21 protein-coding genes and 5 tRNA genes are annotated in these 23,871 nt (G+C 65.8%); 21 read left to right on the forward strand and 5 right to left on the reverse strand.

The window, feature by feature from the left end:
* Positions 1-367: 367 nt before the first annotated feature.
* Genes ppk2 through hemA form a run of 4 tightly spaced genes read right to left on the reverse strand, consistent with a single transcriptional unit; the run spans position 368 to position 5,252 of the window.
* Complete coding sequence (gene ppk2, locus AC13FN_RS17480; RefSeq protein ID WP_019338137.1) at positions 368-1,150, reverse strand: polyphosphate kinase 2; 783 nt, start codon at positions 1,148-1,150, stop codon at positions 368-370.
* A gap of 46 nt (positions 1,151-1,196) precedes the next feature.
* On the reverse strand, positions 1,197-2,903 hold the full coding sequence (locus AC13FN_RS17485; RefSeq protein ID WP_482985120.1) for an O-linked N-acetylglucosamine transferase, SPINDLY family protein: 1,707 nt from the start codon (positions 2,901-2,903) through the stop codon (positions 1,197-1,199).
* Between the two features lie 5 nt (positions 2,904-2,908).
* Positions 2,909-3,991, reverse strand: coding sequence for a peptide chain release factor 1 (gene prfA, locus AC13FN_RS17490; RefSeq protein WP_010481754.1), 1,083 nt, complete (start codon positions 3,989-3,991; stop codon positions 2,909-2,911).
* Positions 3,969-5,252: a glutamyl-tRNA reductase gene (gene hemA, locus AC13FN_RS17495; RefSeq protein ID WP_010481752.1), complete on the reverse strand. Its 1,284-nt coding sequence runs from the start codon at positions 5,250-5,252 to the stop codon at positions 3,969-3,971. The genes prfA and hemA overlap by 23 nt, the downstream gene beginning before the upstream one ends.
* 63 nt (positions 5,253-5,315) lie before the next feature.
* On the opposite strand from hemA, the gene AC13FN_RS17500 reads away from it, so the two are divergent.
* The 8 genes from AC13FN_RS17500 to ychF all read left to right on the forward strand — a co-directional run bounded on the left by AC13FN_RS17500 (position 5,316) and on the right by ychF (position 12,258).
* Positions 5,316-7,001, forward strand: coding sequence for a tetratricopeptide repeat protein (locus AC13FN_RS17500; RefSeq protein ID WP_482985121.1), 1,686 nt, complete (start codon positions 5,316-5,318; stop codon positions 6,999-7,001).
* Positions 6,998-7,657: a lipoprotein insertase outer membrane protein LolB gene (lolB, locus tag AC13FN_RS17505; RefSeq protein ID WP_482985122.1), complete on the forward strand. Its 660-nt coding sequence runs from the start codon at positions 6,998-7,000 to the stop codon at positions 7,655-7,657. The genes AC13FN_RS17500 and lolB overlap by 4 nt, the downstream gene beginning before the upstream one ends.
* Positions 7,654-8,523 (forward strand): 4-(cytidine 5'-diphospho)-2-C-methyl-D-erythritol kinase, encoded by an 870-nt coding sequence (gene ispE / locus AC13FN_RS17510; protein ID WP_197644437.1) that lies wholly within the window; start codon positions 7,654-7,656, stop codon positions 8,521-8,523. Before lolB ends, ispE begins: the two co-directional genes overlap by 4 nt.
* A gap of 11 nt (positions 8,524-8,534) precedes the next feature.
* Positions 8,535-8,611, forward strand: a tRNA-Gln gene (locus AC13FN_RS17515).
* A gap of 140 nt (positions 8,612-8,751) precedes the next feature.
* Complete coding sequence (locus AC13FN_RS17520; RefSeq protein ID WP_005415400.1) at positions 8,752-9,711, forward strand: ribose-phosphate diphosphokinase; 960 nt, start codon at positions 8,752-8,754, stop codon at positions 9,709-9,711.
* A gap of 110 nt (positions 9,712-9,821) precedes the next feature.
* Positions 9,822-10,439: a 50S ribosomal protein L25/general stress protein Ctc gene (locus tag AC13FN_RS17525; protein ID WP_014036085.1), complete on the forward strand. Its 618-nt coding sequence runs from the start codon at positions 9,822-9,824 to the stop codon at positions 10,437-10,439.
* 48 nt (positions 10,440-10,487) lie between these two features.
* Positions 10,488-11,066 (forward strand): aminoacyl-tRNA hydrolase, encoded by a 579-nt coding sequence (gene pth / locus AC13FN_RS17530; RefSeq protein ID WP_008268208.1) that lies wholly within the window; start codon positions 10,488-10,490, stop codon positions 11,064-11,066.
* A 100-nt stretch (positions 11,067-11,166) separates the two neighbouring features.
* Positions 11,167-12,258: a redox-regulated ATPase YchF gene (ychF, locus tag AC13FN_RS17535; RefSeq protein ID WP_100471380.1), complete on the forward strand. Its 1,092-nt coding sequence runs from the start codon at positions 11,167-11,169 to the stop codon at positions 12,256-12,258.
* A 541-nt stretch (positions 12,259-12,799) separates the two neighbouring features.
* Here ychF and AC13FN_RS17540 read toward each other — a convergent pair.
* Entirely contained in the window at positions 12,800-15,538 is a 2,739-nt protein-coding gene (locus AC13FN_RS17540) for a TonB-dependent receptor plug domain-containing protein (RefSeq protein ID WP_054171079.1), read from the reverse strand.
* A gap of 170 nt (positions 15,539-15,708) precedes the next feature.
* On the opposite strand from AC13FN_RS17540, the gene AC13FN_RS17545 reads away from it, so the two are divergent.
* The 13 genes from AC13FN_RS17545 to rplL all read left to right on the forward strand — a co-directional run bounded on the left by AC13FN_RS17545 (position 15,709) and on the right by rplL (position 23,568).
* Positions 15,709-16,737 carry a cyanophycinase gene (locus AC13FN_RS17545; protein ID WP_482985123.1) on the forward strand — a complete coding sequence of 343 codons (1,029 nt, stop codon included), beginning with the start codon at positions 15,709-15,711 and terminating at the stop codon, positions 16,735-16,737.
* A gap of 138 nt (positions 16,738-16,875) precedes the next feature.
* Positions 16,876-17,892: an isoaspartyl peptidase/L-asparaginase family protein gene (locus tag AC13FN_RS17550; protein ID WP_482985124.1), complete on the forward strand. Its 1,017-nt coding sequence runs from the start codon at positions 16,876-16,878 to the stop codon at positions 17,890-17,892.
* Positions 17,893-18,029: 137 nt separating this feature from the next.
* A tRNA-Tyr gene (locus AC13FN_RS17555) sits at positions 18,030-18,115 on the forward strand.
* Positions 18,116-18,139: 24 nt separating this feature from the next.
* Positions 18,140-18,213, forward strand: a tRNA-Gly gene (locus AC13FN_RS17560).
* A gap of 49 nt (positions 18,214-18,262) precedes the next feature.
* Positions 18,263-18,338 (forward strand) — tRNA-Thr (locus AC13FN_RS17565).
* A gap of 41 nt (positions 18,339-18,379) precedes the next feature.
* The gene (gene tuf, locus AC13FN_RS17570) at positions 18,380-19,570 is read left to right on the forward strand and encodes an elongation factor Tu (RefSeq protein WP_004154360.1); all 1,191 of its coding nucleotides are present in this window, start codon (positions 18,380-18,382) and stop codon (positions 19,568-19,570) included.
* A gap of 103 nt (positions 19,571-19,673) precedes the next feature.
* A tRNA-Trp gene (locus AC13FN_RS17575) sits at positions 19,674-19,749 on the forward strand.
* Positions 19,750-19,798: 49 nt separating this feature from the next.
* Positions 19,799-20,212: a preprotein translocase subunit SecE gene (gene secE / locus AC13FN_RS17580; RefSeq protein WP_010480389.1), complete on the forward strand. Its 414-nt coding sequence runs from the start codon at positions 19,799-19,801 to the stop codon at positions 20,210-20,212.
* Positions 20,213-20,222: 10 nt separating this feature from the next.
* Positions 20,223-20,783 carry a transcription termination/antitermination protein NusG gene (nusG, locus tag AC13FN_RS17585; protein WP_004154362.1) on the forward strand — a complete coding sequence of 187 codons (561 nt, stop codon included), beginning with the start codon at positions 20,223-20,225 and terminating at the stop codon, positions 20,781-20,783.
* Between the two features lie 298 nt (positions 20,784-21,081).
* Positions 21,082-21,510 (forward strand): 50S ribosomal protein L11, encoded by a 429-nt coding sequence (rplK, locus tag AC13FN_RS17590; RefSeq protein WP_004145248.1) that lies wholly within the window; start codon positions 21,082-21,084, stop codon positions 21,508-21,510.
* A 4-nt stretch (positions 21,511-21,514) separates the two neighbouring features.
* Complete coding sequence (gene rplA, locus AC13FN_RS17595) at positions 21,515-22,213, forward strand: 50S ribosomal protein L1 (protein ID WP_004154350.1); 699 nt, start codon at positions 21,515-21,517, stop codon at positions 22,211-22,213.
* A gap of 386 nt (positions 22,214-22,599) precedes the next feature.
* Positions 22,600-23,136: a 50S ribosomal protein L10 gene (gene rplJ / locus AC13FN_RS17600; RefSeq protein WP_010480377.1), complete on the forward strand. Its 537-nt coding sequence runs from the start codon at positions 22,600-22,602 to the stop codon at positions 23,134-23,136.
* A gap of 63 nt (positions 23,137-23,199) precedes the next feature.
* Entirely contained in the window at positions 23,200-23,568 is a 369-nt protein-coding gene (gene rplL / locus AC13FN_RS17605) for a 50S ribosomal protein L7/L12 (RefSeq protein WP_010480374.1), read from the forward strand.
* Positions 23,569-23,871: the final 303 nt, after the last annotated feature.

The raw sequence follows: 23,871 nt of genomic DNA on the forward strand, positions 1-23,871 counted from the left end.
CCCCGCACTCCGACACCGCCCCGCCTCTGACAGATTTCTGCGGCTGTTGGTGGGTGTCGACCTTGGTCGACACGTGGATCCACGCCATGCGTGGATGCTCTTCGTTCAATTGTTGAAGTATTCGATTTCAATGGAGATTCATCCACGCATGGCGTGGATCTACCTCCGTCACCGGAAATCTGTCGGGGATGGGGCGGTGTGGGTGGGCAGGACCGTTGGCGCCATGGATGGCGCCATCGAGCCCCCATGGATGGGTTTACGGCGTGTCCTGCCAACCCACATCACCCCAGCCAACAAGCAAAACTCCCAGAGCCGGCTGTTGCCGTTGCCTCTGCAGGTGCAGGGCCGCAGGCCCTGCCGACCCACCCTATTCCTCGACCGGGAAATCCTCGATCGGCTTCAGCACATCGTAGTGCTCGCGATGCAGCTTGCCCTTCAGCTTCGGCAGCTCCGGCAAAGGCGCGTCCACGCGCGTATCCGGCAGCCGGTCCAGCAGGTTGCGCACCAGGGTCAGCCGGCCCAGCCGCTGGTCGTTGAAATCCACCAGCGTCCACGGCGCCGCCTCACGATGCGTCGCGCGCAGCATTGCCTCGCGGGCCTCGGTGTAAGCGCTGTACTTGCTGCGTGATTTAAGGTCCACCGGAGAGAGCTTCCAGCCCTTCAGCGGATCGAGGTGGCGCTCGGCGAAGCGCTTTTCCTGCTGCTCCTGGTCCACGCACAGCCAGTACTTGAACAGCAGGATGCCGTCGTCCACCAGCAGCTGTTCGAACACCGGCGCCTGATGCAGGAACTGCTGGTACTCGGTTTCGCTGCAATAGCCCATCACCCGCTCGACGCCTGCGCGGTTGTACCAGCTGCGGTCCATCAGCACGATCTCGCCGGCGGCGGGCAAGTGCGAGGCGTAGCGCTGGAAGTACCACTGCGTGGCTTCGCGGTCGGTGGGCTTGGGCAGCGCCACCACCCGGCATTGGCGCGGGTTGAGGTGCTGGCTGATGGCCTGGATCGCGCCGCCTTTGCCTGCGGTATCACGTCCCTCGAACAGCACCAGCAGGCGTTGCCCGCTGTGCTGCACCCAGCGCGCCATCGCGGTCAGTTCCAGCTGCAAAGGCAGCAGCAGTTCGTCGTAGTCCTTGCGCTTGAGCTTGGCCATCGTCACACCACGCGGGGAGGAAGCCCGAGCGTAGCGCAGGGATCGCTCAGGTGATGTCGAGGCCCTGCCAGCCCTGTTCGCCCGCCAGATGCTGCAGCAGCGCCGAAAGGTCGTGGGCAAATCCGGCCATGTCGAACAGGCCGCTGTCTTCGCGTGCCCGTGCCAGTTCAGCGCGCAACGCCGCCAGTGCTGCCGGATCGTTGCCCAGCGCGCTGGCGGTGGCGATGAACCCGGCATCGTCGGCGACATTCATCCGTGCCAGAGCCAGGTGGTGGTTGAGGCTGCCGGCCACGCGCGCGGCGAAGGTGTCGCCGGGGCAGGTCAGCACCGGGCAGCCGGCCCACAGTGCATCGGAGGCGGTGGTGTGGGCGTTGTACGGATGCGTGTCCAGGAACAGGTCGGCCAGCTGATAACGGGCCAGGTACTGAGGATGCGGCAGCTTGGCCGTGAACACCAGGCGCGCCGGGTCCAGGCCTGCGGTCTGTGCGGCGGCACGCAGGCGCGCATCGGCCTGGCCGGGCCCGGACAGCAGCCACAGCACGCTGCCTGGCACCGCCTGCAGCACTGCGAAGGCACGGCCCATGCTGCGCGGGTTGAGCTTGTAGCTGTTGTTGAAGCAGCAGAACACCACGCCGTGTTCGGGTAGGCCGCACTCGGCGCGGGAGGGTGCTGGCGCCAGGATGCGGGTGTTGTCCGAGGGCTGGAAGGCACGTGGCAGGCGCAGGACGCGTTCGCTGAACTGCGATTCCAGCGATGCCGGCAGCACGAAGTCGTCGGCGACCACGGCATCCATCCAATGCGCGCCTGATGTGCCGGGATAGGCCAGCCAGTTCAACTGCAGCGGGGCAGGGCGCATCGCCAGCACTTCCGGCGTGCCGCCGCCGCCCCAGCCGCGCAGGTCGAACAACTGGTCAATGCCCTGTGCGCGGATGCGCGCGGCAGTGTCTGCATGGCGCAGCCCGGCCACATCATGCAGCTGTGTGGCTGCCTGCAGGCGCTGGCGGATGCGGCTGCCATCATCGTGGTTCAACGCGAACAGATGCAGCTGCAACGCCGGGTCATGACGCAACTGCTCGAACAGGGCCACGGTCAGCAGCCCGGTGGGATGGGCGCCAAAACCATTGGAAAGGAAACCGACGCGCAAGGGGCCGTGCCCGCGCACCTTCACGGCAGGAAGGGGACGCACCCCCGAAGCAACCACTGCGGCGCGTGCACGCGCGCAGGCCAGCTGTTCGGCCGCGCTGGCATCCTCGCTGAGGAACGCGAATGGTTCGACCACGCCTTGCCCGGCGGCCAGGGCGCCACGCACCTGTGTGGCCAGCGCATCCACGTCCTGCCAGTCGCACAGGCGACGCTGCCAGGCCAGGCGCTGCGCGGCGATATAGGGTTCGTCCGGCATCAGCGCATGTGCACGGCGATAGGCCGCCGCCGCGCCTTCGGCATCATCGGCATCTTCCAGCGCATGGCCCAGCCACAACGCGATGCCGGGGTGCTGTGGGGCCAGCGCCGAGGCCTGGCCGAGCAGCTTCGCCGCGTCGGCATGCGCGCCGGCCATCCAGGCCACGCGACCCAACCGTGCCAGTGCTTCAGGGTGATTCGGGCGCAGCTGCAGCGCGCGCCGCGCCGCCTGCTCGCCGGCGGCAATGTCGCCGGCTTCCAGTTCCAGGTCGGCCAGCATCACCCAGGCGACGAAATCGCCGGGCTGGCGTGCAATCGCCTGTTGCAGGTGCTGTCGCTGCTGCCAGGCCGTCATCGTGCTCAGCCCGCCGACAGCTGGGCCAGAGCGTCCACCTGGTGCTCGTGGCTGAGCCGCTGCAGCAGCGGATCGAGGTCGCCGGCCAGTACGTTGGGCAGGTCGTACAGCGTCAGGCCTTCCACGCGGTGGTCGGTGATCCGGCCCTGCGGGAAGTTGTAGGTGCGGATGCGCTGGCTGCGGTCGCCGCTGCCGACCTGCAGGCGCCGCGATTCGGCCTGCGCCGCGTCCTGGCGCTGGCGCTCGGCGTCCAGCAGCTGTGCTTTCAGGCGCTTCATCGCCTTGTCGCGGTTGGCGTGCTGGCTGCGTTCGGTCTGGCATTCCACCACCACGCCGGTTGGCACATGGGTGATGCGGATGGCCGATTCGGTCTTGTTCACGTGCTGGCCACCGGCGCCGGACGAGCGGAACGTATCCACCTTCAGGTCGGCCGGGTTGATGACGATGTCATCGACCTCATCGGCCTCGGGAATGATCGCTACGGTGGCCGCCGAGGTGTGGATGCGGCCCTGCGATTCGGTGGCCGGCACGCGCTGCACGCGATGCGTACCCGATTCGAACTTCAGGCGCGAGAACGCGCCACGGCCGACCACGCGCGCCACCACTTCCTTGTAGCCACCGTGCTCGCCCGGACTGTCCGATTCGATCTCGACCTTCCAGCCCTGGCGCTCGGCATAGCGGGCATACATGCGGAACAGGTCGCCGGCGAAGATCGCTGCTTCGTCACCGCCGGTACCCGCGCGCACTTCCAGGAACAGGTTGCCTTCGTCACGCGGGTCGCGCGGCACCAGCAGCAGCGCCAGCTCCTGCTCCAGTTCCTGCAGGCGCGCCTGCGCAGCAGCGATTTCCTCATCGGCCAGCTCGCGCAGGTCGGGGTCGGCGCGCATGCCTTCGGCGGCTGCCAGATCGGCCTTGGCACGGGCTTCATCAGCCAGGGCGATGGCGATCGGTTCAAGTTGGGCGAATTCGCGCGAAAGGTCGCGGAAACGAGTGTTGTCGGCGACCACATCGGGTTCGGCGAGCAGGCGTTCCAGTTCTTCGCGGCGCTCGGCCAGCGCTTCCAGCTTACGGCGCAGGGTCGGCGTCATCGGGTCTCACGGGTGGGTGGCGGTAACCCGGCGTGGCCGGGAACAGGCGCTCGGCGGCGCGGGTCAGGTCGGCATCGCCACTCAGCGCGGCCGCACGCAGGGCGGCGGTCGGCGGATGCAGCAGGCGGTTGGTCAGGCCGTGGGCAAGCAGTTCCAGCACTTCATCGGCCGGCTTGCCGTTGGCCAGTTGCTGGCGTGCGCGCTCCAGCAGCTCGGCACGGGTGGCTTCGCCGAACGCGCGCAGCTGCCGCAGCGGCGCCTGGTGGGCGCTGGCCTGCTGGGTCTCGACGAAGCGCGACACCTGCAGGTCGATGATCGCCTCGGCTTCGGCGGCGGCCTCGCGGCGGCCACGGCGGTTGTCTTCCACCGCGCGCTCGAGATCGTCCACGGTGTAGAGGAAGGCGTCGTTGAGCGTGCCGACCTCTGCCTCGATGTCGCGCGGTACGGCCAGGTCGAACAGCAGCATCGGCTTGTGCCGGCGCGCGCGCAGGGCCTTGGCCACCATCTCGCGATGGATCACCGGTTCGCGCGCAGCGGTGGCCGAAAACACCACGTCGGCCTCGCCCAGGTGGCGGTCCAGTTCGGTCAGCGGCAGGGCCACGCCGCCATGGCGGCTGGCAAGTTCCTGCGCGTGGGCGAGGGTGCGGTTGGCGATCAGCAGCCGGCGTACCTTGCCTTCGCTCAGGTGCCGTGCAGCCAGTTCGATGGTCTCGCCGGCACCGACCAGCAGCACGGTGGAGTCGTCCAGCCGGGCGAACGCGTTCTGCGCCAGGCGCACCGCGGCCGACGCCACCGATACCGGGTTGGCGCCGACCTGGGTATCGGTGCGCGCACGCTTGGCCACCGAGAAGGTCTGCTGGAACAGGCGGTCCAGGCGCTGGCCGAGCAGGCCGTGGTCGCGCGCGGTCGACCAGGCATCCTTCACCTGGCCGAGGATCTGCGGCTCACCCAGCACCATCGAGTCCAGGCCGGTGGCGACCCGGAACAGGTGGCGCACGGCCTCGGCATCGGCGTGCTGGTACAGGTAGCCCTGCAGGTCGCCGGCCTGGGTGTGCAGCCACTGGTCCAGCGCCTGTGCCGAATCGGCCACGGCATACAGCTCGGTGCGGTTGCAGGTGGACAGCAGCACCGCCTCGGCGATCTGCGGAGTATCGCGCAGCGAACCGAGCGCGCGCGGCAACGCCTCACCGGCGAAGGCCGCGCGCTCGCGCAGCTCCACCGGTGCGGTCTGGTGATTCAGTCCGAGCACCCACAGGGTCATTGTTCAGTTGCTTGCGATAAGCTGCTGGCCATTGGACGACATTTTAAGGCCCCGATGCCGACGATGCCCGCATTGATTCGCATCCCCAGTGTTCTGCTGCTGTCCCTGGCCTGCAGCCAGGCCCTGGCGGCGGTGCCGGCCAAGGCCCCTGCAAGGGCCCCGGCCACTGAGGAACTGGCGCTGGAACCGGTGATGGCCGGTGAGTTCGCCCTGCAGGCCGGCAAGCTGGCCGAGGCCGCGCGCTGGTACCTGCAGGCGGCCCAGCAGACCGACGGCGACGCCGGCCTGGCCGAGCGTGCGACCCGCATTTCCATGCTCGCCAACGATGATGCCAGCGCCGCCAAGGGCCTGGCCCTGTGGCAACAGCGGGCCCCGCGCTCATTGACCATGCGCAGTGCGGCCGGTGCGCTGGCCATGCGTCAGGGCGATGTGAAGGCTGCCCGCACCGAACTGCAGGGCCTGCTGGCCGACCCCGACGAGCGCGGCTGGAAGTTTGCCCTGGCCGCCCTGATCGGTGGCGGCCGCGATCCGGCGGTGCCCGCGCAGGTGCTGGGTGAGCTGGTCGACGCCAACGCCATTCCACCGAAGATCGAAGCCTGGCAGGAGTTCGGTCGCCTTGCCCTGCGCATGGACAAGCCCGACCTGGCACGGCGCATGATCGATGAAGTGGTCAAGCGCTTCCCTGAAGAACCGCGTGTGGCGTTGCTGCGTGCCAGCCAGCTGCAGCAGGCGGGCGAGACCGGCAAGGCGTTGTCGCTGCTGCACGACGTGGAGCCGAAAACCCGCCAGGACCCAGAACTGCGCAATGCCGTGGCCATCGCCTATGACAGCCTCGGCCAGCCCGCCGCCGCCGAGCGCGTGCTGGCGTTCGGCCCGCAGGACGTGCAGACTTGGGGCATGCGCGCTTCGCTGCTGGCCAAGCAGGGCGACAAGGCCGCGCTGTCCAACCTCTACAATGAACTGTCGCGGCAGGCGGCCAAGCCGGACCCGGCGCAGCGCCTGCTGCTGGGCAAGATCGCCGAGTACCTGAAGCGTTATCCCGAGGCGGTGCAGTGGTATCACAGCGTGCCCGGTGGCGATGAGCTGAGCGAAGCGCGCCTGCGCGCGGCCAACGCCCAGGCCCTGGCCGGGCGCCTGCCGCTGGCGCTGGATGAAGTGCACGCGATCCAGTCCGATGCGGTGGTCGACGACGATGTGCGCCGCGACGCCTACCTGCTGGAAGCGGAACTGCGCCAGCGCGCCGACGACAGTTTCGGTGAACTGGATGCGCTGGCCCGCGGCCTGGCCGCTTACCCGGATGACAACGGCCTGCTGTACGCCCGTGCGCTCACCTGGGAACGCCGCGATGACATCCCGCGCGCCGAGGCCGATCTGCGCAAGATCCTGGTGACCGATCCGGAGAACGTGCCGGCTTTGAACGCGCTGGGTTACACCCTGGCCGATCGCACCGGCCGCCTGCAGGAAGCACTGGAGCTGATCGACCGCGCCCGCGTGGCTGAGCCGGACAACGCCGCCATCGTCGACAGCTATGGCTGGGTGCTGTATCGCCTGGGCCGCAAGGAAGAGGCGCTGGTGCAGCTGCGTCGTGCCTGGACCCTGGCCAAGGACCCGGAGATCGCCGCCCATGTCGGCGAAGTGCTGTGGGTGCTGGGCAAGCATGACGAGGCCCGCCACTTCTTTGAAGAAGCGGCCAAGCTCGATCCTGAAAACCGCGCGCTGCTGCGCGCCCGCGAGAAATTCAATCCATGAGTGTTTCCCTGATCCGGCCGTTGCTGTTGGCGGCCGTGACCCTGGCGGTGACCGCCTGTACCAGCGTGGGCACGCAGAAGACCCCGCCACCGGCGGTGGTCGAGACCGTTTCCGCCGAAGCCGCGCAGGCCGAGGCGGCGCGCGTGGCCGCGCTGCAGGCACAGCCGGACTGGGCTTTCCAGGGCCGGGTCGCGGTCAGCAAGGGCAAGGACGGCGGCAGCGGACGCATCGACTGGAAGCAGGAGGGGCGCCGCTATGTGGTCGAGCTGAGCGCGCCGGTGACCCGGCAGAGCTGGAAGCTGACCGGCGATACCCATTCCGAAGCCGGTCGCCTTGAGGGACTGGCCGGCGGGCCGCGTGACGGCGAGGACGCCCAGCAGCTGCTGCTGGAGGCGACCGGCTGGGACATCCCGGTCAACCAGCTGCCGCAGTGGATCCGTGGCCTGGTGGCCGGCGATGCTGCCGGTCCGGAGAAGGTCGAGCGCGACGGTGAAGGCCGGCCGCGCCGTATGCAGCAGATGGGCTGGCAAGTGCAGTACCTGGACTGGTATCCCGCCGAGGCAGGGCGCCCGGCGCTGCCGCGCCGGATCGAGGCCAGCAATGGCGACGCCAAGGTGCGCCTGCTGGTGGACCAGTGGGGGCAGGGCGCCCCATGAGCGCCGGGCACGATGACGCGGGCTGGTCCTGGTGGCCGGCCCCGGCCAAGCTGAACCTGTTCCTGCACATCACCGGCCGCCGCGCCGACGGCTACCACGAGCTGCAGACCGTGTTCCGCCTGCTGGACTGGGGCGACCGCATTGGTCTGCGCCTGCGTGAAGACGGGCAGGTGCGTCGTGAGGGCGAGGGGCTGGCCGGCGTTGCCGAGGCGGATGATCTGGCGGTACGCGCCGCGCGACTTCTGAAAGACGCGGCCAATAGCGCGCAAGGCGCCGACATCATCGTCGAAAAGCACGTTTCTGCCGGCGGTGGCTTTGGCGGCGGTTCCTCCGATGCCGCCACCGTGCTGGTGGTGCTGAACCGGCTCTGGCGGGCAGGTCTGGACGAGGATGCGCTGGCCGCGCTGGGCCTGCGCCTGGGCGCGGACGTGCCGGTGTTCGTGCGCGGCCGCAATGCCTGGGCCGAAGGCGTGGGCGAGCGCCTGCAGCCGATCACCCTGGCCCCGGCCTGGTACGTGGTGGTCGAACCGGGCGTTCATGTTCCCACCCCGGCCCTGTTCGCAGACCCGGATTTGACGCGCGACAGCCCAGTGGCGAAAATAGAGGACTTCGCTTCCGGGACCCTGGTCGGGAACGCGTTCGAACCGGTGCTGCGCCGCCGTGAGCCTGCCGTCGAGGCAGCGTTCGCCGCGTTGAGCGACATCGGCACGGCGCGGCTGACCGGTTCGGGAAGTGGTTGTTTCGTCGAGTTCGCATCGCAGTCTGCCGCAGAGCAGGGACGGTCGAAGTTGCCGAAGGAGTTGCGGGCAAGGGTGGCAGCGGGCGTTGCGCGTTCGCCACTGCTGGATGCACTCGAGCAACACTGATTTATCACTGCAGGGGCGTCGCCAAGAGGCCCAAGGCACCAGGTTTTGATCCTGGCATTCGTAGGTTCGAATCCTACCGCCCCTGCCAATAGCGGCTGTGTCCGCGCCTTCCAGCGCATCGCCTGCGCGGGACGTGGAAACAACCGCGGTGTTGTCAGCAGCAAGGGTCCATCAGGGTCCTTGCCGACTCCGGATCCCCGCCACTCGTCCCCGCCCGAGACAATCATGATGCAAGAGTCCCCGAACCTGCTGGTCTTTTCCGGCAACGCCAACAAACGTCTGGCGCAGAACATCTGCAAGGAACTGGGGGTTCGCCCGGGCAAGGCGCTGGTCTCGCACTTCTCCGATGGTGAAGTGCAGGTGGAAATCGAAGAGAACGTCCGCAAGCAGGACGTGTTCGTGATCCAGCCGACCTGTGCGCCGAGCGCGGAAAACCTGATGGAACTGCTGGTGCTGATCGACGCGCTCAAGCGCGCATCGGTGGCCAGCGTGACCGCCGTGGTGCCGTACTTCGGCTACTCGCGCCAGGATCGCCGCATGCGTTCCTCGCGCGTGCCGATCACCGCCAAGCTGGCGGCGAAGATGTTCAGCACCGCTGGCGCTGATCGCGTGCTGACCGTCGACCTGCACGCCGACCAGATCCAGGGCTTCTTCGATATTCCGGTGGACAACGTGTATGCGTCCCCGCTGCTGCTGGCCGACATCTGGCGCGCCTACGGCACCGAGAACCTGATCGTTGTGTCGCCGGACGTGGGTGGTGTGGTCCGCGCCCGTGCGGTGGCCAAGCGCCTGGATGACGCCGACCTGGCGATCATCGACAAGCGCCGCCCGCGCGCCAACGTCTCCACCGTGATGAACATCATCGGTGACGTCGAAGGCAAGACCTGCGTGATGGTCGATGACATCGTCGATACCGCCGGCACCCTGTGCGCCGCTGCCGCTGCCCTGAAGGCGCGCGGTGCGCTCAAGGTCGCCGCCTACTGCACCCACGCGGTGCTGTCGGGCCCGGCGGTGGACAACATCACCAATTCCCAGCTCGACGAGCTGGTGGTGACCGACACCATCCCGCTGAAGGACGCCGCGCGGGTGTGCAGCAAGATCCGCCAGCTGAGCGTGGCGGAAATGCTGGCCGAAACGATGCGCCGCATCGCCTTCGGCGAGTCGGTCAGCTCGCTGTACGTCGACTGAGTTTTTCGTCCCTGCCGGCAACGGCGGGGACATACCCCGGGTGCTTCTGGTCGCGGAAGCATCTTCAACCGCCAGGCCGCAAGGCAGGGCAACAACCTGAGTAGTCGAAAATGTCGAAGACCCATGAAATCAAGGTCACCAAGCGTGAACTGCAGCGTAAGGGTGCGAGCCGCCGCCTGCGTCACGCTGGTGTGATCCCGGCCATCGTGTACGGCGGCAACGCCGAGCCGGTCGCCATCAGCCTGGACCACAACGAAATCTGGCTGGCCCAGCAGAACGAGTGGTTCTATGCCTCGATCCTGGACCTGAACCTGGACGGCCAGGTGCAGAAGGTCCTGCTGCGTGACATGCAGCGCCACCCGTACAAGCAGCTGATCATGCACCTGGACTTCCAGCGCGTGAACGAGAACGAAGCCCTGACCGCTTCGGTCCCGCTGCACTTCATCAACGAAGACACCTCGCCGGCTGGCAAGGCTGCCGACGTCGTGGTCACCCACGAACTGAAGGAAGTGACCATCACCTGCCTGCCGAAGGACCTGCCGGAGTCGATCGAAGTCGACCTGGGCGAGCTGAAGGCCGGTGACGTGGTGTACCTGTCCAACATCAAGCTGCCGAAGGGCGTGGAAATCCCGGCCCTGGCGCTGGGCAAGGACCACGACGACGCCATCGTCACCGCCAAGGCCGGCAAGGCCGACGCGGCTGACGAAGAAGCGGCTGCCGCCGAGTAATACCGCTACGGTGCCTGCCTCCGGGCAGGCACCGTATTGGAAGGAACCATGGCAGGACTGCGACTGATCGTCGGTCTGGGCAACCCCGGATCGGAACACGCCCGGACCCGGCACAATGCCGGGTTTCATTTCGTTGAGGCCCTGGCTGAAAAAGCCGGTGCACGATGGAATGTGGACAGCAAACTGTTCGGCGAGACCGCCAAGGTCGAGATCGCCGGGCAGACGGTGTGGCTGCTCAAGCCCGCCACCTTCATGAACCTCAGCGGCAAGTCGGTCACCGCCGCGCAGCGGTTCTGGAAGATCGAACCGGAAGAGACCCTGCTGGCCCATGACGAACTGGACCTGGCGCCTGGTGTGGCGCGGCTGAAGTTCGACGGTGGCCACGGTGGCCAGAACGGCCTGCGTGACACCATCCGCTTGCTCGGTCACGGCAAGTTCCATCGCCTGCGCGTGGGCATCGGCCATCCCGGCCACAAGGACCGCGTGGTGGGTTGGGTGCTTGGCCGCCCGTCCAAGGACGACGACGTGCTGATCGCGCGTGCCATCGACGATGCGATCGACGTGATGCCGCTGGCGGTGCAGGGCGATTTCAGCGAAGCGATGAAGCGGCTGCACACCCCGAAATAAACGGTAGGTACCGACCGTTGGTCGGTACGGAGAATGATTGGAAAAGCAGCGCCCATGCCGCTGCTTTCCCAATCACTTTCACCCCAGAGAGCTGTCACCCATGGGTATCAAATGCGGCATCGTCGGCCTGCCCAACGTCGGCAAGTCGACCCTGTTCAATGCGCTGACCAAGGCGGGTATCGCCGCGGCGAACTTCCCGTTCTGCACCATCGAGCCGAACGTCGGCATCGTGCCGGTGCCGGATCCGCGCCTGAACGAGCTGGCAGCGATCATCAACCCGCAGAAGGTCATCCCGACCGCGGTCGAGTTCGTCGACATCGCCGGCCTGGTAGCCGGTGCCGCCAGCGGTGAAGGCCTGGGTAACAAGTTCCTGGCGCACATCCGCGAAGTCGATGCGATCACCCACGTGGTGCGCTGCTTCGAGCACGGCGACATCGTGCACGTGGCCGGCAAGGTCGACCCGATCTCGGACATCGAAACCATCGACACCGAGCTGGCGCTGGCCGACCTGGACAGCGTCGAGAAGGCGCTGAACCGTGCCGAGCGCGCGGCCAAGGGCGGTGACAAGGACGCAGCGGCGCGCAAGCCGGTGCTGGCCAAGCTGCAGGCCGCGCTGTCCGACGGCAAGGCTGGCCGCTCGGTGGGCCTGGACGAGGAAGAGAAGGCGCTGGTCCGCGATCTGTTCCTGCTGACCCTGAAGCCGGTGATGTACATCGCCAACGTGCTGGAAGACGGTTTCGAGAACAACCCGCACCTGGAAGCCGTGCGCGCGCATGCCGCCGCTGAAGGCGCGCAGGTGGTGCCGGTGTCGGCTGCGATCGAAGAAGAGCTGTCCCAGCTCGATGACGAAGACCGCGATACCTTCCTGGCCGACCTCGGCCTGAGCGAGCCGGGCCTGAACCGCGTGATCAACGCCGCCTACAGCCTGCTCGGCCTGCAGACCTACTTCACCGCTGGCGTGAAGGAAGTCCGTGCGTGGACCGTGCGCAAGGGCGCCACCGCCCCGCAGGCCGCCGCGGTCATCCACACCGACTTCGAGAAAGGCTTCATCCGCGCCGAAACCATCGCGTACGACGACTTCATCAAGTACAAGGGCGAAGCCGGTGCCAAGGAAGCCGGCCGCCTGCGCCTGGAAGGCAAGGAGTACCGCGTGCAGGAAGGCGACATCCTGCACTTCCGCTTCAACGTCTGATCCAGCGGCATCGGATCGACCCCGGACGCCCCGCCTTGTGCGGGGCGTTCGCGTTTCCGGTGATGGACAAAAAAACACCAGGTTGTGAAACGCTTGCGGCGTGATGTTCGCCGGCACTTGTCCACAGCAAACTCCCATCGCTTTCCACGCCTGGTGTGGAAAACCATGCGACGTCCTGTAGAGCCGAGCCCATGCTCGGCTGATGCCAGCCGGAGCCGAGCATGGGCTCGGCTCTACAGGTGCTTGCCCGCGCGACGTGGATAAAATTTCACCACGCTTCGAAACGCCTGTGCTGCAACGCTCGCGCCCACTTTTCCACACCAAGTTCCCATGGCTTTACACGTGCTGTGTGGAAAACAATCGGGGACGTGGACAAAAAAACACCATGCGTGGAAACACCTGCGGTGCAATGTTCCCACCCACTTGTCCACACCTAGTTCCCATCGCTTTCCACGTGGGGTGTGGAAAACCCGAGCCAGCGCCGCAAACAACAAGGCCCGCCAATGGCGGGCCCCGTCGTCCACGTCCTGCGTAACCGCGCTTACAACGCGCTGCCACCAAACTTGTGGGTGTACTGCAGGTTGATGGTGCGGCCGACGCTGTCGAACCAGGATACGTCGTAGTACGGGTAGGCGGTGTACGTCGCGTCCTTCGGCGGCATCTTGTTGAACACGTTGACCACCGACAGCGACAGGCGCGCGTGGTCGTCGAAGCGGTACTGCAGCGACGCGTTGTAGCGGTAGGTCGCCTTGATGTACGGGCTGTCACCGCTGTCCCACTTGAATACCTGGTCGTAGCTGTCCGAGGTCGGCAGCTTGCCCAGGCGCGAACCATAGACCGTTGCCGACCACGCATCCTTCTCCCAGGTCACGCTCAGGCTGGTCTTGGTACGCGGGATGTCGAAGTTGCTGTTGACCGCGAACTGGTCCTGGATCGGATCACCGGGGTAGCGCTGGAAATCGTGCTTCTTCACCCAGGTGTGGGTGCCATTGAGGATGAAGTCGCCGATGCCGGTCTGCAGGCGGTAGCGCAGGCCGACGTCGATGCCGGAGGTCGATTCGCGGGCGACGTTGATCGGGGCGACGCGCACGCCGTACAGGCGGCCATCACTGGTGCGGGTGATGCGGTCGAGCGCGTCCACGCAGGTCGGCGAGTTGATGTCGGCACTGCCGAGGCGGCAGTTCGCTTCGCTGGCCAGGATCGTGCGCACGTCCATGTCCTGCACCTGCTTGCGCATGTCGATGTCGAACCAGTCCACCGACAGGTCCAGGCCGATCGACGGCGACCAGACGAAGCCGGCGCTCCACGAGGTGCTGGTTTCCGGGTCGAGCTGGCGGTTGCCGGTGCGGCTGCGGATCAGGTTGTGCTCGTAGTCGGAACAGTCGGCGGCATCGTCGGCGCGGCAGCTGTACAGGTCCACGGCGCTGGTCTCGTCGTTGCCCGGGCCGGCGAACACGTAGTGCAGGTCCGGTGCGCGGAACGCGGTGCCATACGAACCACGTACCAGCAGGGTGTCGATCGGGCGCCATTCCAGGCCGCCGCTCCACGTAGCCTTGCCGATGGTGTGGCCCGAATAGCGGTACTGGTCGTAGCGGCCGGCCACGCTCAGGTTGACCGTCTCGTGCAGCGGCATGCGCAGCTCGGCCGCCGTGGCCCAGCGGTTGCGCGAGCCGTTGCCGTCCGAATCCTTCCAGCTGTAGTAGTAGTACTGGGTCGCCAGCGGATCGGGATTCAGTGAGTACGCCTGCTGGCCCACTTCCACGGTCGCGGCGAAGCCGGCGTCACCGCCCGGCAGGCCGAACAGCGCGGAATTGGTCAGCGTGAACGCGGCGGTCTCGGTGCGCGACTTCGGGGTGTAAGTGGTACGCGCCGCGATCGAGTCGTACTCGGCGCGGGTCAGTGGCCGGTACAGGCGTGACGGATCGGCGTTGTAGATCGGGAAACCGTCGTCGTCCACGCCCAGCTGCGGGCCCAGGAACAGGTCATTGGCCTTGGCGGCGATGATCTGTGCCCAGCTGATCCGCGACTGGTACTGCGAATGGCTCAATGCTGCCTCGTAGTCCCAGTTGCCGGCCAGATTGCCCTTGAAGCCGGTAGTCACGCTGAAGGTCTTCTGCGTGCTGCGCACCATCGCATTGCGCAGGCCACCCATTTCCTCGGGGGAGAACTGGCGCTGCCAGAACTCGATCTCGCCGGTGGCCTGGTTGTTGAAATAGCCCGACTCATCGCCATTGGCGTCCATGCGGCCCCACTTGGTGACGTCGCGCATCAGCGACATCGTGTGATAGCCCAGCTGCACATCGGCGAACCACTGCTGGCCGTTGTCGAAGTCGTAGCTCAGCGAGGCGTAGCCATTGGCGCCGCGGCGCTTGCTGAGGATGGTGCCGTAGCCAATCGAGCTGTCGCTGCCGCAGTAGTAGCCGTAGCGCGGGCGGTAGGCGCGGTAGGTGCTGCCCTGGTTCTGCCCGGCCAGCGCTTCGCAGGTGGCCGTACCCGGATCCAGGTAGTCGTCGTTGTAGTCCGTACGCAGGTAAGCGCGGCGGGCGATGCGCGAGCCCTCGGTGGGGCCGTCCTGGGTCGAATCCTGGATGTCGCGCTCGTACGCCCACAGGGGGCTCTGCGACTGCAGCTCAACGCTGTACACCGCGTTGAAATTGCCGCGGCTGAAACCGCTGGCCAGGCTCATGTCGAACGAGTCGCCACCGCCTTCGCTGGTGGTGCCCATGCGCATGTCGATCGTGGTGCCGTCGGCCTTCTTCTTCAGGATGAAGTTGACCACGCCGGCGATCGCGTCCGAGCCGTAGATGGCCGAGGCGCTGCCGGTCAGCACTTCGATGCGCTCGATCATGCCCAGCGGGATGTTGGAGACATCGGTGAAGTTGCTGCGGCCCTTGAACGGCATCGGGAAGTCGGCGATGCGGCGGCCATTGACCAGCACCAGCGTGTGGTTCGGGCCCAGGCCGCGCAGGTCCACCTGCTGGGCGCCCGGCGAGAAGTCGGCGCCGCTGGAAGACTGCTGGCTCTGCGTCTCACCGCCGTTCTGGGTCATCGCGCGCAGCACGTCCGGCACGGTCGTAAAGCCGCTGGAGCGGATCTGCTCGGCGCTGATCACCGTGATCGGGGCGGGGCCTTCCACCTGGGCGCGCGGAATGCGCGAACCGGTGACCTGCACCGCATCCAGTTGTTGAACCGAAGAGGAGGCCGGAGCCTGGGCCGCCGCGGAAGCAGCCACGCCCATCAACGCCAGCTGGATCGACCACGCCATCGCCTTTCTACGCATGAGGAATTCTCGGAAATGAAGCCGGCCCGCAGAGGAGGGGCCCTGTCCCCCATTCAGATTTCCGGAATGGGCGCGCGCATTTAACGCCTTTTTCATGCCCTTGACTACTGGGTCCCTATCTGGCAAAGAGTGAAAACGCTTGCAAGTCGATTTTGTTCAGGGAGATCAAGATGCGACGCCTCCACAGCCCCCTGCGCGGACCCTTTCTCTGGCTGGCACTGCTGGCACTGCTGGTCCTGGCCTGGCCGCTGGCGACCGTTGCGCAGGATCTGCAGGGGCCGGGCTTTGCCTATTACGAAGTGGGTGACCTGGAGGCGCCGAGACCCGGCCCGCGGGCACCGGCCATGATGCTGATGGGCGGCGGCGAATGGGTGCCGGAGGCCTTCCATTGGTGGCTGAAGCAGGCTGGCAATGGCCGCGTGCTGATCCTGCGCGCTTCTGGCAGTGACGAACTGCAGGACCGCCTGTATCGCGAGATCGGCGGGGCCGCCGCAGTGCAGACGCTGGTGTTCGACAATCGCCGTGGTGCCGATGATCCGGCCGTGCTGCGCGTGGTGGCTGCAGCCGATGCCATCTTCATCGCCGGCGGCGACCAGTCCCGCTACATCCGCTTCTGGAAGGGCACCGCGCTCAACCGCGCGCTCAACGCCCATGTGCGCGCCGGCAAGCCGATTGCCGGTACCAGCGCTGGGCTCGCCATCCTCGGTGGCTATGCCTACGGCGCGATGGACGGCGGCAGCATCACCTCCGCCGGTGCGCTGGCCGACCCGATGGGCAGTGCGGTGACCATGGACAGTGGCTTCCTGCAGATGCCCTACCTGCAGCGCGTTGTTACCGATACCCACTTCGACAAGCGCGATCGGCTCGGCCGCCTGATCGTGTTCGTAGCGCGCGCCGCCCAGGACAGCGGTGATCCCGACATCGTCGGCATCGGCGTCGACGAAGACACTGCCCTGTGCGTGGAGCCCGATGGCCAGGCACAGGTCTACAGTGCTGACGGCGAGGGCAAGGTCTGGGTGGTCAGCCCCGGCCGCGATGCCGACCGCCTGGTCGAAGGTGAACCGCTGCGCTTCCACGCGGTGCCGGTAACGGTGGTCGCCAGCGGCAGCCGCATGCGCCTGGATGACTTCCAGGCCGAGGCCGACTACCAGGCCATGGCCGACGTCAGCGACGGCGAGATCGAAGTCATCCGCCAGTGACCCGGCGATCCTGTGGCCACGCATGGGATGCTGTAGAGCCGAGCCCACGCTCGGCTGCCTTTCAATCGAGGCATCAGCCGAGCATGGGCTCGGCTCTACGATGATGCCTCCCTTGCCCACCTGCTGGAGACGTACCCGATGAAACTGCGCCTGGCGCTGTCCGCACTGTTGTCCCTGCCCGCGCTTGTCCAGGCCGCACCGGCGGCTTCACCGCTGCTGGTCATCCACGGCGGCGCCGGCGTCGAGCGCAAGGACCTGTCGCCGGCTGAGGAAAAGGCCGCACGTGACGCGCTGCGGGCGGCGCTGCTGAAGGGGCATGCCGAACTGGCCGCGGGTCGCCCGGCGCTCGCGGCGGTCACCGCCGCGATCACCGTGCTGGAGGACGATCCCACCTTCAACGCAGGCAAGGGCGCGGTGTTCACCCACGACGGCCACAACGAGCTGGATGCGGCCGTCATGGACGGCGCGAGCCAGGCGGCGGGCGCGGTGGCGGGCGTGCAGCGGGTGCGCAACCCGATCCTGCTGGCGCAGACCGTGATGCAGAAGTCCAGGCACGTGATGATGGTCGGGCAGGGCGCCGAAGCCTTCGCGGTCGAGCAGGGCATTTCTCTGGTCGATCCCTCCTATTTCCGTACGGAAAAGCGCTTGCAGCAGCTGCAGCGTGCACTGAAGGAAGAGGCCGGCGGCCAGGCGCATGCCGATCTGGAGACCGCAAAGCACTTCGGGACCGTCGGTGCAGTCGCACTGGATGCACAGGGGCACCTGGCCGCCGGTACCTCCACCGGTGGCATGACCAACAAGCGCTATGGGCGCGTGGGTGATTCGCCGATCATCGGCGCCGGTACCTGGGCTGACGCGCGATGTGCGGTGTCTGGCACCGGCTGGGGCGAGTACTACATCCGTACTGCCGCCGCGCACGAGATCTGCGCGCGCATGCGTTACCAGGGGCAGAGCCCGGAGCAGGCCGGCAAGGGCGTGATCAACGAGACGATCCCACAGATGGGCGGCGACGGTGGTGCGATCGTGCTCGCCGCAGACGGAAAAATGGCCACGCCGTTCAACACCCAGGGCATGTATCGGGGCTGGATTGGCGGCGACGGTGTCCCTCATGTCGCAATTTTCGCCAGCGAGACCCTGCCGGTCCCCGGGCAATAACCTTGCGTATCAATGGGTTTGCGACAGCGTGTGAAAAAAGTGGAAAAAAGCGTTGACAGCCCCCCGTCCCATCAGCAGAATAAGCGGCTCACCACCACACACCGCAACGCTTCGGCGGCAACGGAATGGGGTGGTAAGGAGGGATACCCAAGCGGCCAACGGGGGCAGACTGTAAATCTGCTGGCTTACGCCTTCGGTGGTTCGAATCCACCTCCCTCCACCAGTTTCACGTTGTGACATTCCCGGCGCGGGAGTAGTTCAATGGTAGAACCTCAGCCTTCCAAGCTGATGGTGCGGGTTCGATTCCCGTCTCCCGCTCCATTGAATGAACTTTGAATATTATCGAGTTCATGTCATAATGCAAAACTCGGCTCACGTAGCTCAGTCGGTAGAGCACTTCCTTGGTAAGGAAGAGGTCGAAGGTTCGATTCCTTTCGTGAGCACCATCTTAAGCATCACCTCTCAGACGAATTCGAGATAAGCAGCCATGGCCAAGGGTAAGTTCGAGCGCACCAAGCCGCACGTCAACGTCGGCACCATCGGTCACGTCGACCACGGCAAGACCACGCTGACCGCCGCACTGACCAAGATCGGTGCCGAGCGCTTCGGTGGCGAGTTCAAGGACTACTCCTCGATCGACGCCGCTCCGGAAGAAAAGGCTCGTGGTATCACGATCTCGACCGCGCACGTCGAATACGAATCCCCGGTCCGTCACTACGCCCACGTCGATTGCCCGGGCCACGCTGACTACGTCAAGAACATGATCACCGGTGCCGCCCAGATGGACGGCGCGATCCTGGTGTGCTCGGCCGCTGACGGCCCGATGCCGCAGACCCGCGAGCACATCCTGCTGTCGCGTCAGGTCGGCGTGCCGTACATCGTCGTGTTCCTGAACAAGGCCGACATGGTTGACGACGCCGAGCTGCTCGAGCTGGTCGAGATGGAAGTGCGCGAGCTGCTGAGCAAGTACGACTTCCCGGGCGACGACACCCCGATCATCGCCGGTTCGGCCCGTCTGGCGCTGGAAGGCGACCAGAGCGACATCGGCGTGCCGGCCATCCTGAAGCTGGTCGATGCCCTGGACAGCTGGATTCCGGAGCCGGAGCGCGCGATCGACAAGCCGTTCCTGATGCCGGTGGAAGACGTGTTCTCGATCTCGGGCCGCGGCACCGTGGTGACCGGTCGTATCGAGCGCGGCGTGATCAAGGTTGGCGACGAAATCGAAATCGTCGGCATCCGTCCGGTGCAGAAGACCACCGTGACCGGCGTTGAAATGTTCCGCAAGCTGCTGGACCAGGGTCAGGCAGGCGACAACGCTGGCCTGCTGCTGCGCGGCACCAAGCGTGACGATGTCGAGCGTGGCCAGGTTCTGGCCAAGCCGGGTTCGATCAAGCCGCACACCAAGTTCGAAGGCGAAGTCTACGTCCTGTCGAAGGACGAGGGCGGCCGTCACACCCCGTTCTTCAACGGCTACCGTCCGCAGTTCTACTTCCGTACCACCGACATCACCGGCGCAGCTGCTCTGCCGGAAGGCGTCGAAATGGTGATGCCGGGTGACAACGTCAAGATGGTCGTCACCCTGATCAACCCGGTGGCAATGGACGAAGGCCTGCGCTTCGCCATCCGCGAAGGTGGCCGTACCGTCGGCGCCGGCGTGGTCTCGAAGATCATCGAGTAAGCCTGCAGTACCGGTGGTTGCATAGCGCCGCCGGTTACGCGAATGGCGGGCCGGGAACCTCGGTCCGCCTTCGCCGTCTAAGGGAAGGCAAGTTTCAACACGTACGCCAGTAGCTCAATTGGCAGAGCAGCGGTCTCCAAAACCGCAGGTTGGGGGTTCGAGTCCCTCCTGGCGTGCCATCTGCCCACCTTATCCAGCGGCCTGGGCCGCTAAAGCAGACACAGCCGGATGAATAGCAAGATCGAACACTCCAAGGACAACTCCGCCAATGGCGGGGATATCGTCAAGTACGTCGCCGCATCGCTGCTGGTGCTGGCTGGTCTGTTCGTCTGGTTCTGGTTCTCCGCCGACTCCGGTCGCGCCACCCAGCTGGGTGCGTGGGCGGGTCAGCTGCGTGCGTTGGCGGTTGTAGTCGGTCTGGTTGGCGGTATCGGCGTGTTCATGCTGACCGGCAAGGGGCGCGACACCCGCGAATTCCTCTCCGAGTCGCGCTTCGAACTGCGCAAGGTGGTCTGGCCGACGCGCCAGGAAGCCATCCGCATGACCTGGGTCGTGATGGTGGTGGTAACCATTCTCAGCCTGCTGCTGGGTGGGTTCGATTACGTCATTCAGTGGCTGATTCAGCTGTTCCTGAGCCGCTAAGGAGAATTGCATGAAGCGTTGGTACGTCGTTCACGCCTATTCGGGCTTCGAGAAGTCGGTAGCGCAGGCTCTGCGCGACCGCATCGTCCGTGACGGCATGGAAGAGCGCTTCGGCGATGTCCTGGTCCCGACCGAAGAAGTGGTCGAGATGCGCGCTGGCCAGAAGCGCCGCTCCGAACGCAAGTTCTTCCCGGGTTACGTGCTGGTCCAGATCGAGACCCACGAAGAAGCCGGTATTCCGCGCATCGACAACGAAAGCTGGCACCTGGTCAAGGAAACCCCGCGCGTCATGGGCTTCATCGGCGGCACCGCCGACCGTCCGCTGCCGATCGCCGATTCCGAGGCCGAAGCCATCCTGAACCGCGTTCAGGAAGGTGTCGAGAAGCCGCGTCCGAAGGTGCTGTTCGAGCCGGGCCAGATGGTCCGCGTCACCGACGGCCCGTTCAACGATTTCAATGGCGTCGTCGAAGAGGTCAACTACGAGAAGAGCCGTCTGCGCGTCTCGGTGCTGATCTTCGGCCGTGCCACTCCGGTCGAACTCGAGTTCGGCCAGGTCGAAAAGGCCGTCTGACCTGTCCTGTAGAGTCGAGCCATGCTCGACTCCGGGGTCTGGATGGTGTGGTAGTCGAGCATGGCTCGACTCTACAGAGGGAGCCGGGCCTTGCCCGGTTTCTTCCGTTTACGTGCCGCTTCAGGCATGTGAAGAAAAAACCTGATATAGTGCGCGGCTCCCCGCTGGGAAGCCAGCAGGACGAGGCCGCCGAAAGGTGGCCTTCAGCATGATTTCAAAACGCGATGCCGGGACGCGTGATTCCCGGTCCGATGGGGAGCCTGTTGTCGAAAGGCGCTAGCACCCGGAGAGTACTCACATGGCAAAGAAAGTTGTCGGTTACATCAAGCTGCAGGTGAAGGCCGGTCAGGCCAACCCCTCGCCGCCGGTCGGTCCTGCGCTGGGTCAGCGCGGTCTGAACATCATGGAATTCTGCAAGGCGTTCAACGCTGCCACGCAGAAGCTCGAGCCGGGTCTTCCGGTTCCGGTGATCATCACGGCCTACTCGGACCGTACGTTCACCTTCATCACCAAGAGCACCCCGGCCACCACACTGCTGAAGAAGGCCGCTGGCATCTCGTCGGGCTCCAAGCGCCCGAACACCGAGAAGGTCGGCAAGGTCACCCGTAAGCAGCTGGAAGAGATCGCCAAGGCGAAGGAACCGGATCTGACTGCCGCCGATCTGGACGCCGCCGTGCGTACCATCGCTGGCTCTGCCCGTTCCATGGGCCTCGTGGTGGAGGGTTAATAAGATGGCACAGACCAAGCGTGAGAAGGCCATCAAGGCCGCCGTCGTTCCGGGCAAGGCATACGCCTTCGAGGACGCGATCAACATCCTGAAGAGCGCCACCAAGGCCAAGTTCGTCGAGTCGATCGACGTCGCTGTGCGCCTGGGCGTCGATGCGAAGAAGTCCGACCAGCAGGTCCGCGGCTCCACCGTGCTGCCGGCCGGTACCGGCAAGTCGGTCCGCGTCGCCGTGTTCGCTCCGGCCGGTGCCAAGGCTGACGAAGCCCTGGCCGCTGGCGCCGAAGCCGTCGGTATGGATGACCTGGCCGAGAAGATGCAGGCCGGCGATCTGAACTACGACGTCGTCATCGCGACCCCGGACGCCATGCGCGTCGTCGGTAAGCTGGGCACCGTGCTGGGCCCGCGCGGCCTGATGCCGAACCCGAAGGTCGGCACCGTTTCCCCGAACCCGGGTGAAGCCGTGAAGAACGCCAAGTCGGGTCAGGTCCGTTACCGCACCGACAAGGCCGGCATCATCCACTGCACCATCGGCAAGGCCGACTTCGCCGAAGACGCGCTGAAGTCGAACCTGACCGCGCTGCTGCTGGACCTGATCAAGGCCAAGCCGGCCACCTCGAAGGGCACCTACCTGCAGAAGGTTTCGGTCAGCTCGACGATGGGCCCGGGCGTCACCGTCGACCAGTCGTCGCTGACCCTGAAGTAATTGTTTCAAGCGGTCACGGTACCTTCGGTGCCGTGACCGTGACATTTGAAGGCATCGCTGGCAGTGCATCGCCCGCGGTAGCCGTCAAAGACCGCAGGCGCGGTCGTGGTAATACCGGCGACGGGCACGGAAGCTCGATCTGGCAAGGAGTCGCCGCCGGAGCAGTCATGAGCGCTTAATCGATTCCCCGGAATCACCCTGCGTAGATGGTGCCCTTCTGGAGTTTTTCTGGTTCACGCACGTCTGGGTTTCCCAGGTTGGCCCACTCCAGGTCTAGAACGGCCCACCCCCGGAACATCATCCCGATGTTCCCGGCGTCCAGGATGGATGCCGCACAGGACCGCACACGGCAGGAGCCGTAAGCGGAGTTCAATAGGAGGAGTGCAATGGCTCTCAATCTGTCCCAGAAGCAAGAAGTAGTCGCCGAGCTGGCAGACGTCGCCGCCAAGGCCCACTCCTTGATCGCAGCCGAATACGCTGGCACCACGGTCGCCCAGATGACCGCGATGCGCAAGCAGGCTCGTGAAACCGGTGTTTTCTTGAAGGTTGTCAAGAACACCCTGGCTTCGCGCGCCGTTGAAGGCACCGAGTTCGCAGTCGCCCAGGACCAGATGGTTGGTCCGCTGCTGTACGCGTTCTCGCTCGAGGAGCCCGGCGCTGCCGGTCGCCTGATCAAGGAAGCCGCCAAGGGCAACGACAAGCTGAAGGCTAAGGTCGTCGCCATCGGTGGCGAAGTGTTCCCGGCAAGCCACGTCGAAGTGCTGGCCTCGCTGCCGACCCGCGACCAGGCCCTGGCCATGCTGGCCCGCGTCCTGACCGAGCCGGTCACGATGTTTGCCCGCGCCATCAAGGCCGTTGGCGAGAAGCAGGGTGGTGGCGACGTCGCCGCCGACGCTGCCGAGCCGGCCGCCGAGACCGCCTGAGTTTCGACTTACCGTGGTTCCTGACGGAACCTCAACCCAGAAAATCATCCAAAGGTATTAATCATGTCCCTTACCAACGAACAGATCGTCGACGCCATCGCCGAGAAGTCCCTGATGGAAGTGATGGAGCTGGTCAAGGCCATCGAAGAGAAGTTCGGCGTCTCCGCCGCTGCTCCGGTTGCCGTGGCTGCTGCCGCTGGCCCGGCCGCTGCTGTTGAAGAGCAGACCGAGTTCACCGTCACCCTGAAGTCGGCCGGCGACAAGAAGGTCGAAGTCATCAAGGCCGTCCGCGCCATCACCGGCCTGGGCCTGAAGGAAGCGAAGGACCTGGCCGAAGCCGGTGGCGTCCTGAAGGAAGGCGCTTCGAAGGACGACGCCGAGAAGATGAAGAAGGACCTGGAAGCTGCTGGCGCGACTGTCGAAGTCAAGTAAGCAGTTACCTTGCATCGTCACCGATTCACGGCGATGCAGCCAAGGCTGGGGGCGTAAGCCCCCGGCCTTTGGTCGTTGTTGCAGTGTTGTAGATCCACGCCACGCGTGGATGTAACGAGCGGCAAAAAGCCCAACACGGGCTGCGGTCAGACCCCGGCCGGCCAGCGCAGCGCGCGGCAGCGGGGGAGTGGATGCAGACGAGTTGGCAGTTGGAAGTAGCGGGAGAAGGCGTGCTGGTGCCGGCAATACCAGCGACTTCCAACTGACAATTTCAAGTTCCCTTCGGATCGTGGGCGCACGATC

The sequence above is a fragment of the Stenotrophomonas sp. 115C5 genome (assembly GCF_056861055.1).

What these genes read in the sequence shown, in the direction of transcription:
- secE (WP_010480389.1), top strand. Translation starts at nt 19,799, where the DNA reads ATGAATAGCAAGATCGAACACTCCAAGGACAACTCCGCCAATGGCGGG.
- ppk2 (WP_019338137.1), bottom strand. Translation starts at nt 1,150, where the DNA reads ATGGCCAAGCTCAAGCGCAAGGACTACGACGAACTGCTGCTGCCTTTG.
- rplJ (WP_010480377.1), top strand. Translation starts at nt 22,600, where the DNA reads ATGGCTCTCAATCTGTCCCAGAAGCAAGAAGTAGTCGCCGAGCTGGCA.
- AC13FN_RS17545 (WP_482985123.1), top strand. Translation starts at nt 15,709, where the DNA reads ATGCGACGCCTCCACAGCCCCCTGCGCGGACCCTTTCTCTGGCTGGCA.
- rplL (WP_010480374.1), top strand. Translation starts at nt 23,200, where the DNA reads ATGTCCCTTACCAACGAACAGATCGTCGACGCCATCGCCGAGAAGTCC.
- AC13FN_RS17485 (WP_482985120.1), bottom strand. Translation starts at nt 2,903, where the DNA reads ATGACGGCCTGGCAGCAGCGACAGCACCTGCAACAGGCGATTGCACGC.
- pth (WP_008268208.1), top strand. Translation starts at nt 10,488, where the DNA reads ATGGCAGGACTGCGACTGATCGTCGGTCTGGGCAACCCCGGATCGGAA.
- nusG (WP_004154362.1), top strand. Translation starts at nt 20,223, where the DNA reads ATGAAGCGTTGGTACGTCGTTCACGCCTATTCGGGCTTCGAGAAGTCG.
- AC13FN_RS17525 (WP_014036085.1), top strand. Translation starts at nt 9,822, where the DNA reads ATGTCGAAGACCCATGAAATCAAGGTCACCAAGCGTGAACTGCAGCGT.
- rplA (WP_004154350.1), top strand. Translation starts at nt 21,515, where the DNA reads ATGGCACAGACCAAGCGTGAGAAGGCCATCAAGGCCGCCGTCGTTCCG.
- tuf (WP_004154360.1), top strand. Translation starts at nt 18,380, where the DNA reads ATGGCCAAGGGTAAGTTCGAGCGCACCAAGCCGCACGTCAACGTCGGC.
- hemA (WP_010481752.1), bottom strand. Translation starts at nt 5,252, where the DNA reads ATGACCCTGTGGGTGCTCGGACTGAATCACCAGACCGCACCGGTGGAG.
- rplK (WP_004145248.1), top strand. Translation starts at nt 21,082, where the DNA reads ATGGCAAAGAAAGTTGTCGGTTACATCAAGCTGCAGGTGAAGGCCGGT.
- prfA (WP_010481754.1), bottom strand. Translation starts at nt 3,991, where the DNA reads ATGACGCCGACCCTGCGCCGTAAGCTGGAAGCGCTGGCCGAGCGCCGC.
- AC13FN_RS17540 (WP_054171079.1), bottom strand. Translation starts at nt 15,538, where the DNA reads ATGCGTAGAAAGGCGATGGCGTGGTCGATCCAGCTGGCGTTGATGGGC.
- ychF (WP_100471380.1), top strand. Translation starts at nt 11,167, where the DNA reads ATGGGTATCAAATGCGGCATCGTCGGCCTGCCCAACGTCGGCAAGTCG.
- AC13FN_RS17550 (WP_482985124.1), top strand. Translation starts at nt 16,876, where the DNA reads ATGAAACTGCGCCTGGCGCTGTCCGCACTGTTGTCCCTGCCCGCGCTT.
- lolB (WP_482985122.1), top strand. Translation starts at nt 6,998, where the DNA reads ATGAGTGTTTCCCTGATCCGGCCGTTGCTGTTGGCGGCCGTGACCCTG.
- ispE (WP_197644437.1), top strand. Translation starts at nt 7,654, where the DNA reads ATGAGCGCCGGGCACGATGACGCGGGCTGGTCCTGGTGGCCGGCCCCG.
- AC13FN_RS17520 (WP_005415400.1), top strand. Translation starts at nt 8,752, where the DNA reads ATGCAAGAGTCCCCGAACCTGCTGGTCTTTTCCGGCAACGCCAACAAA.
- AC13FN_RS17500 (WP_482985121.1), top strand. Translation starts at nt 5,316, where the DNA reads ATGCCCGCATTGATTCGCATCCCCAGTGTTCTGCTGCTGTCCCTGGCC.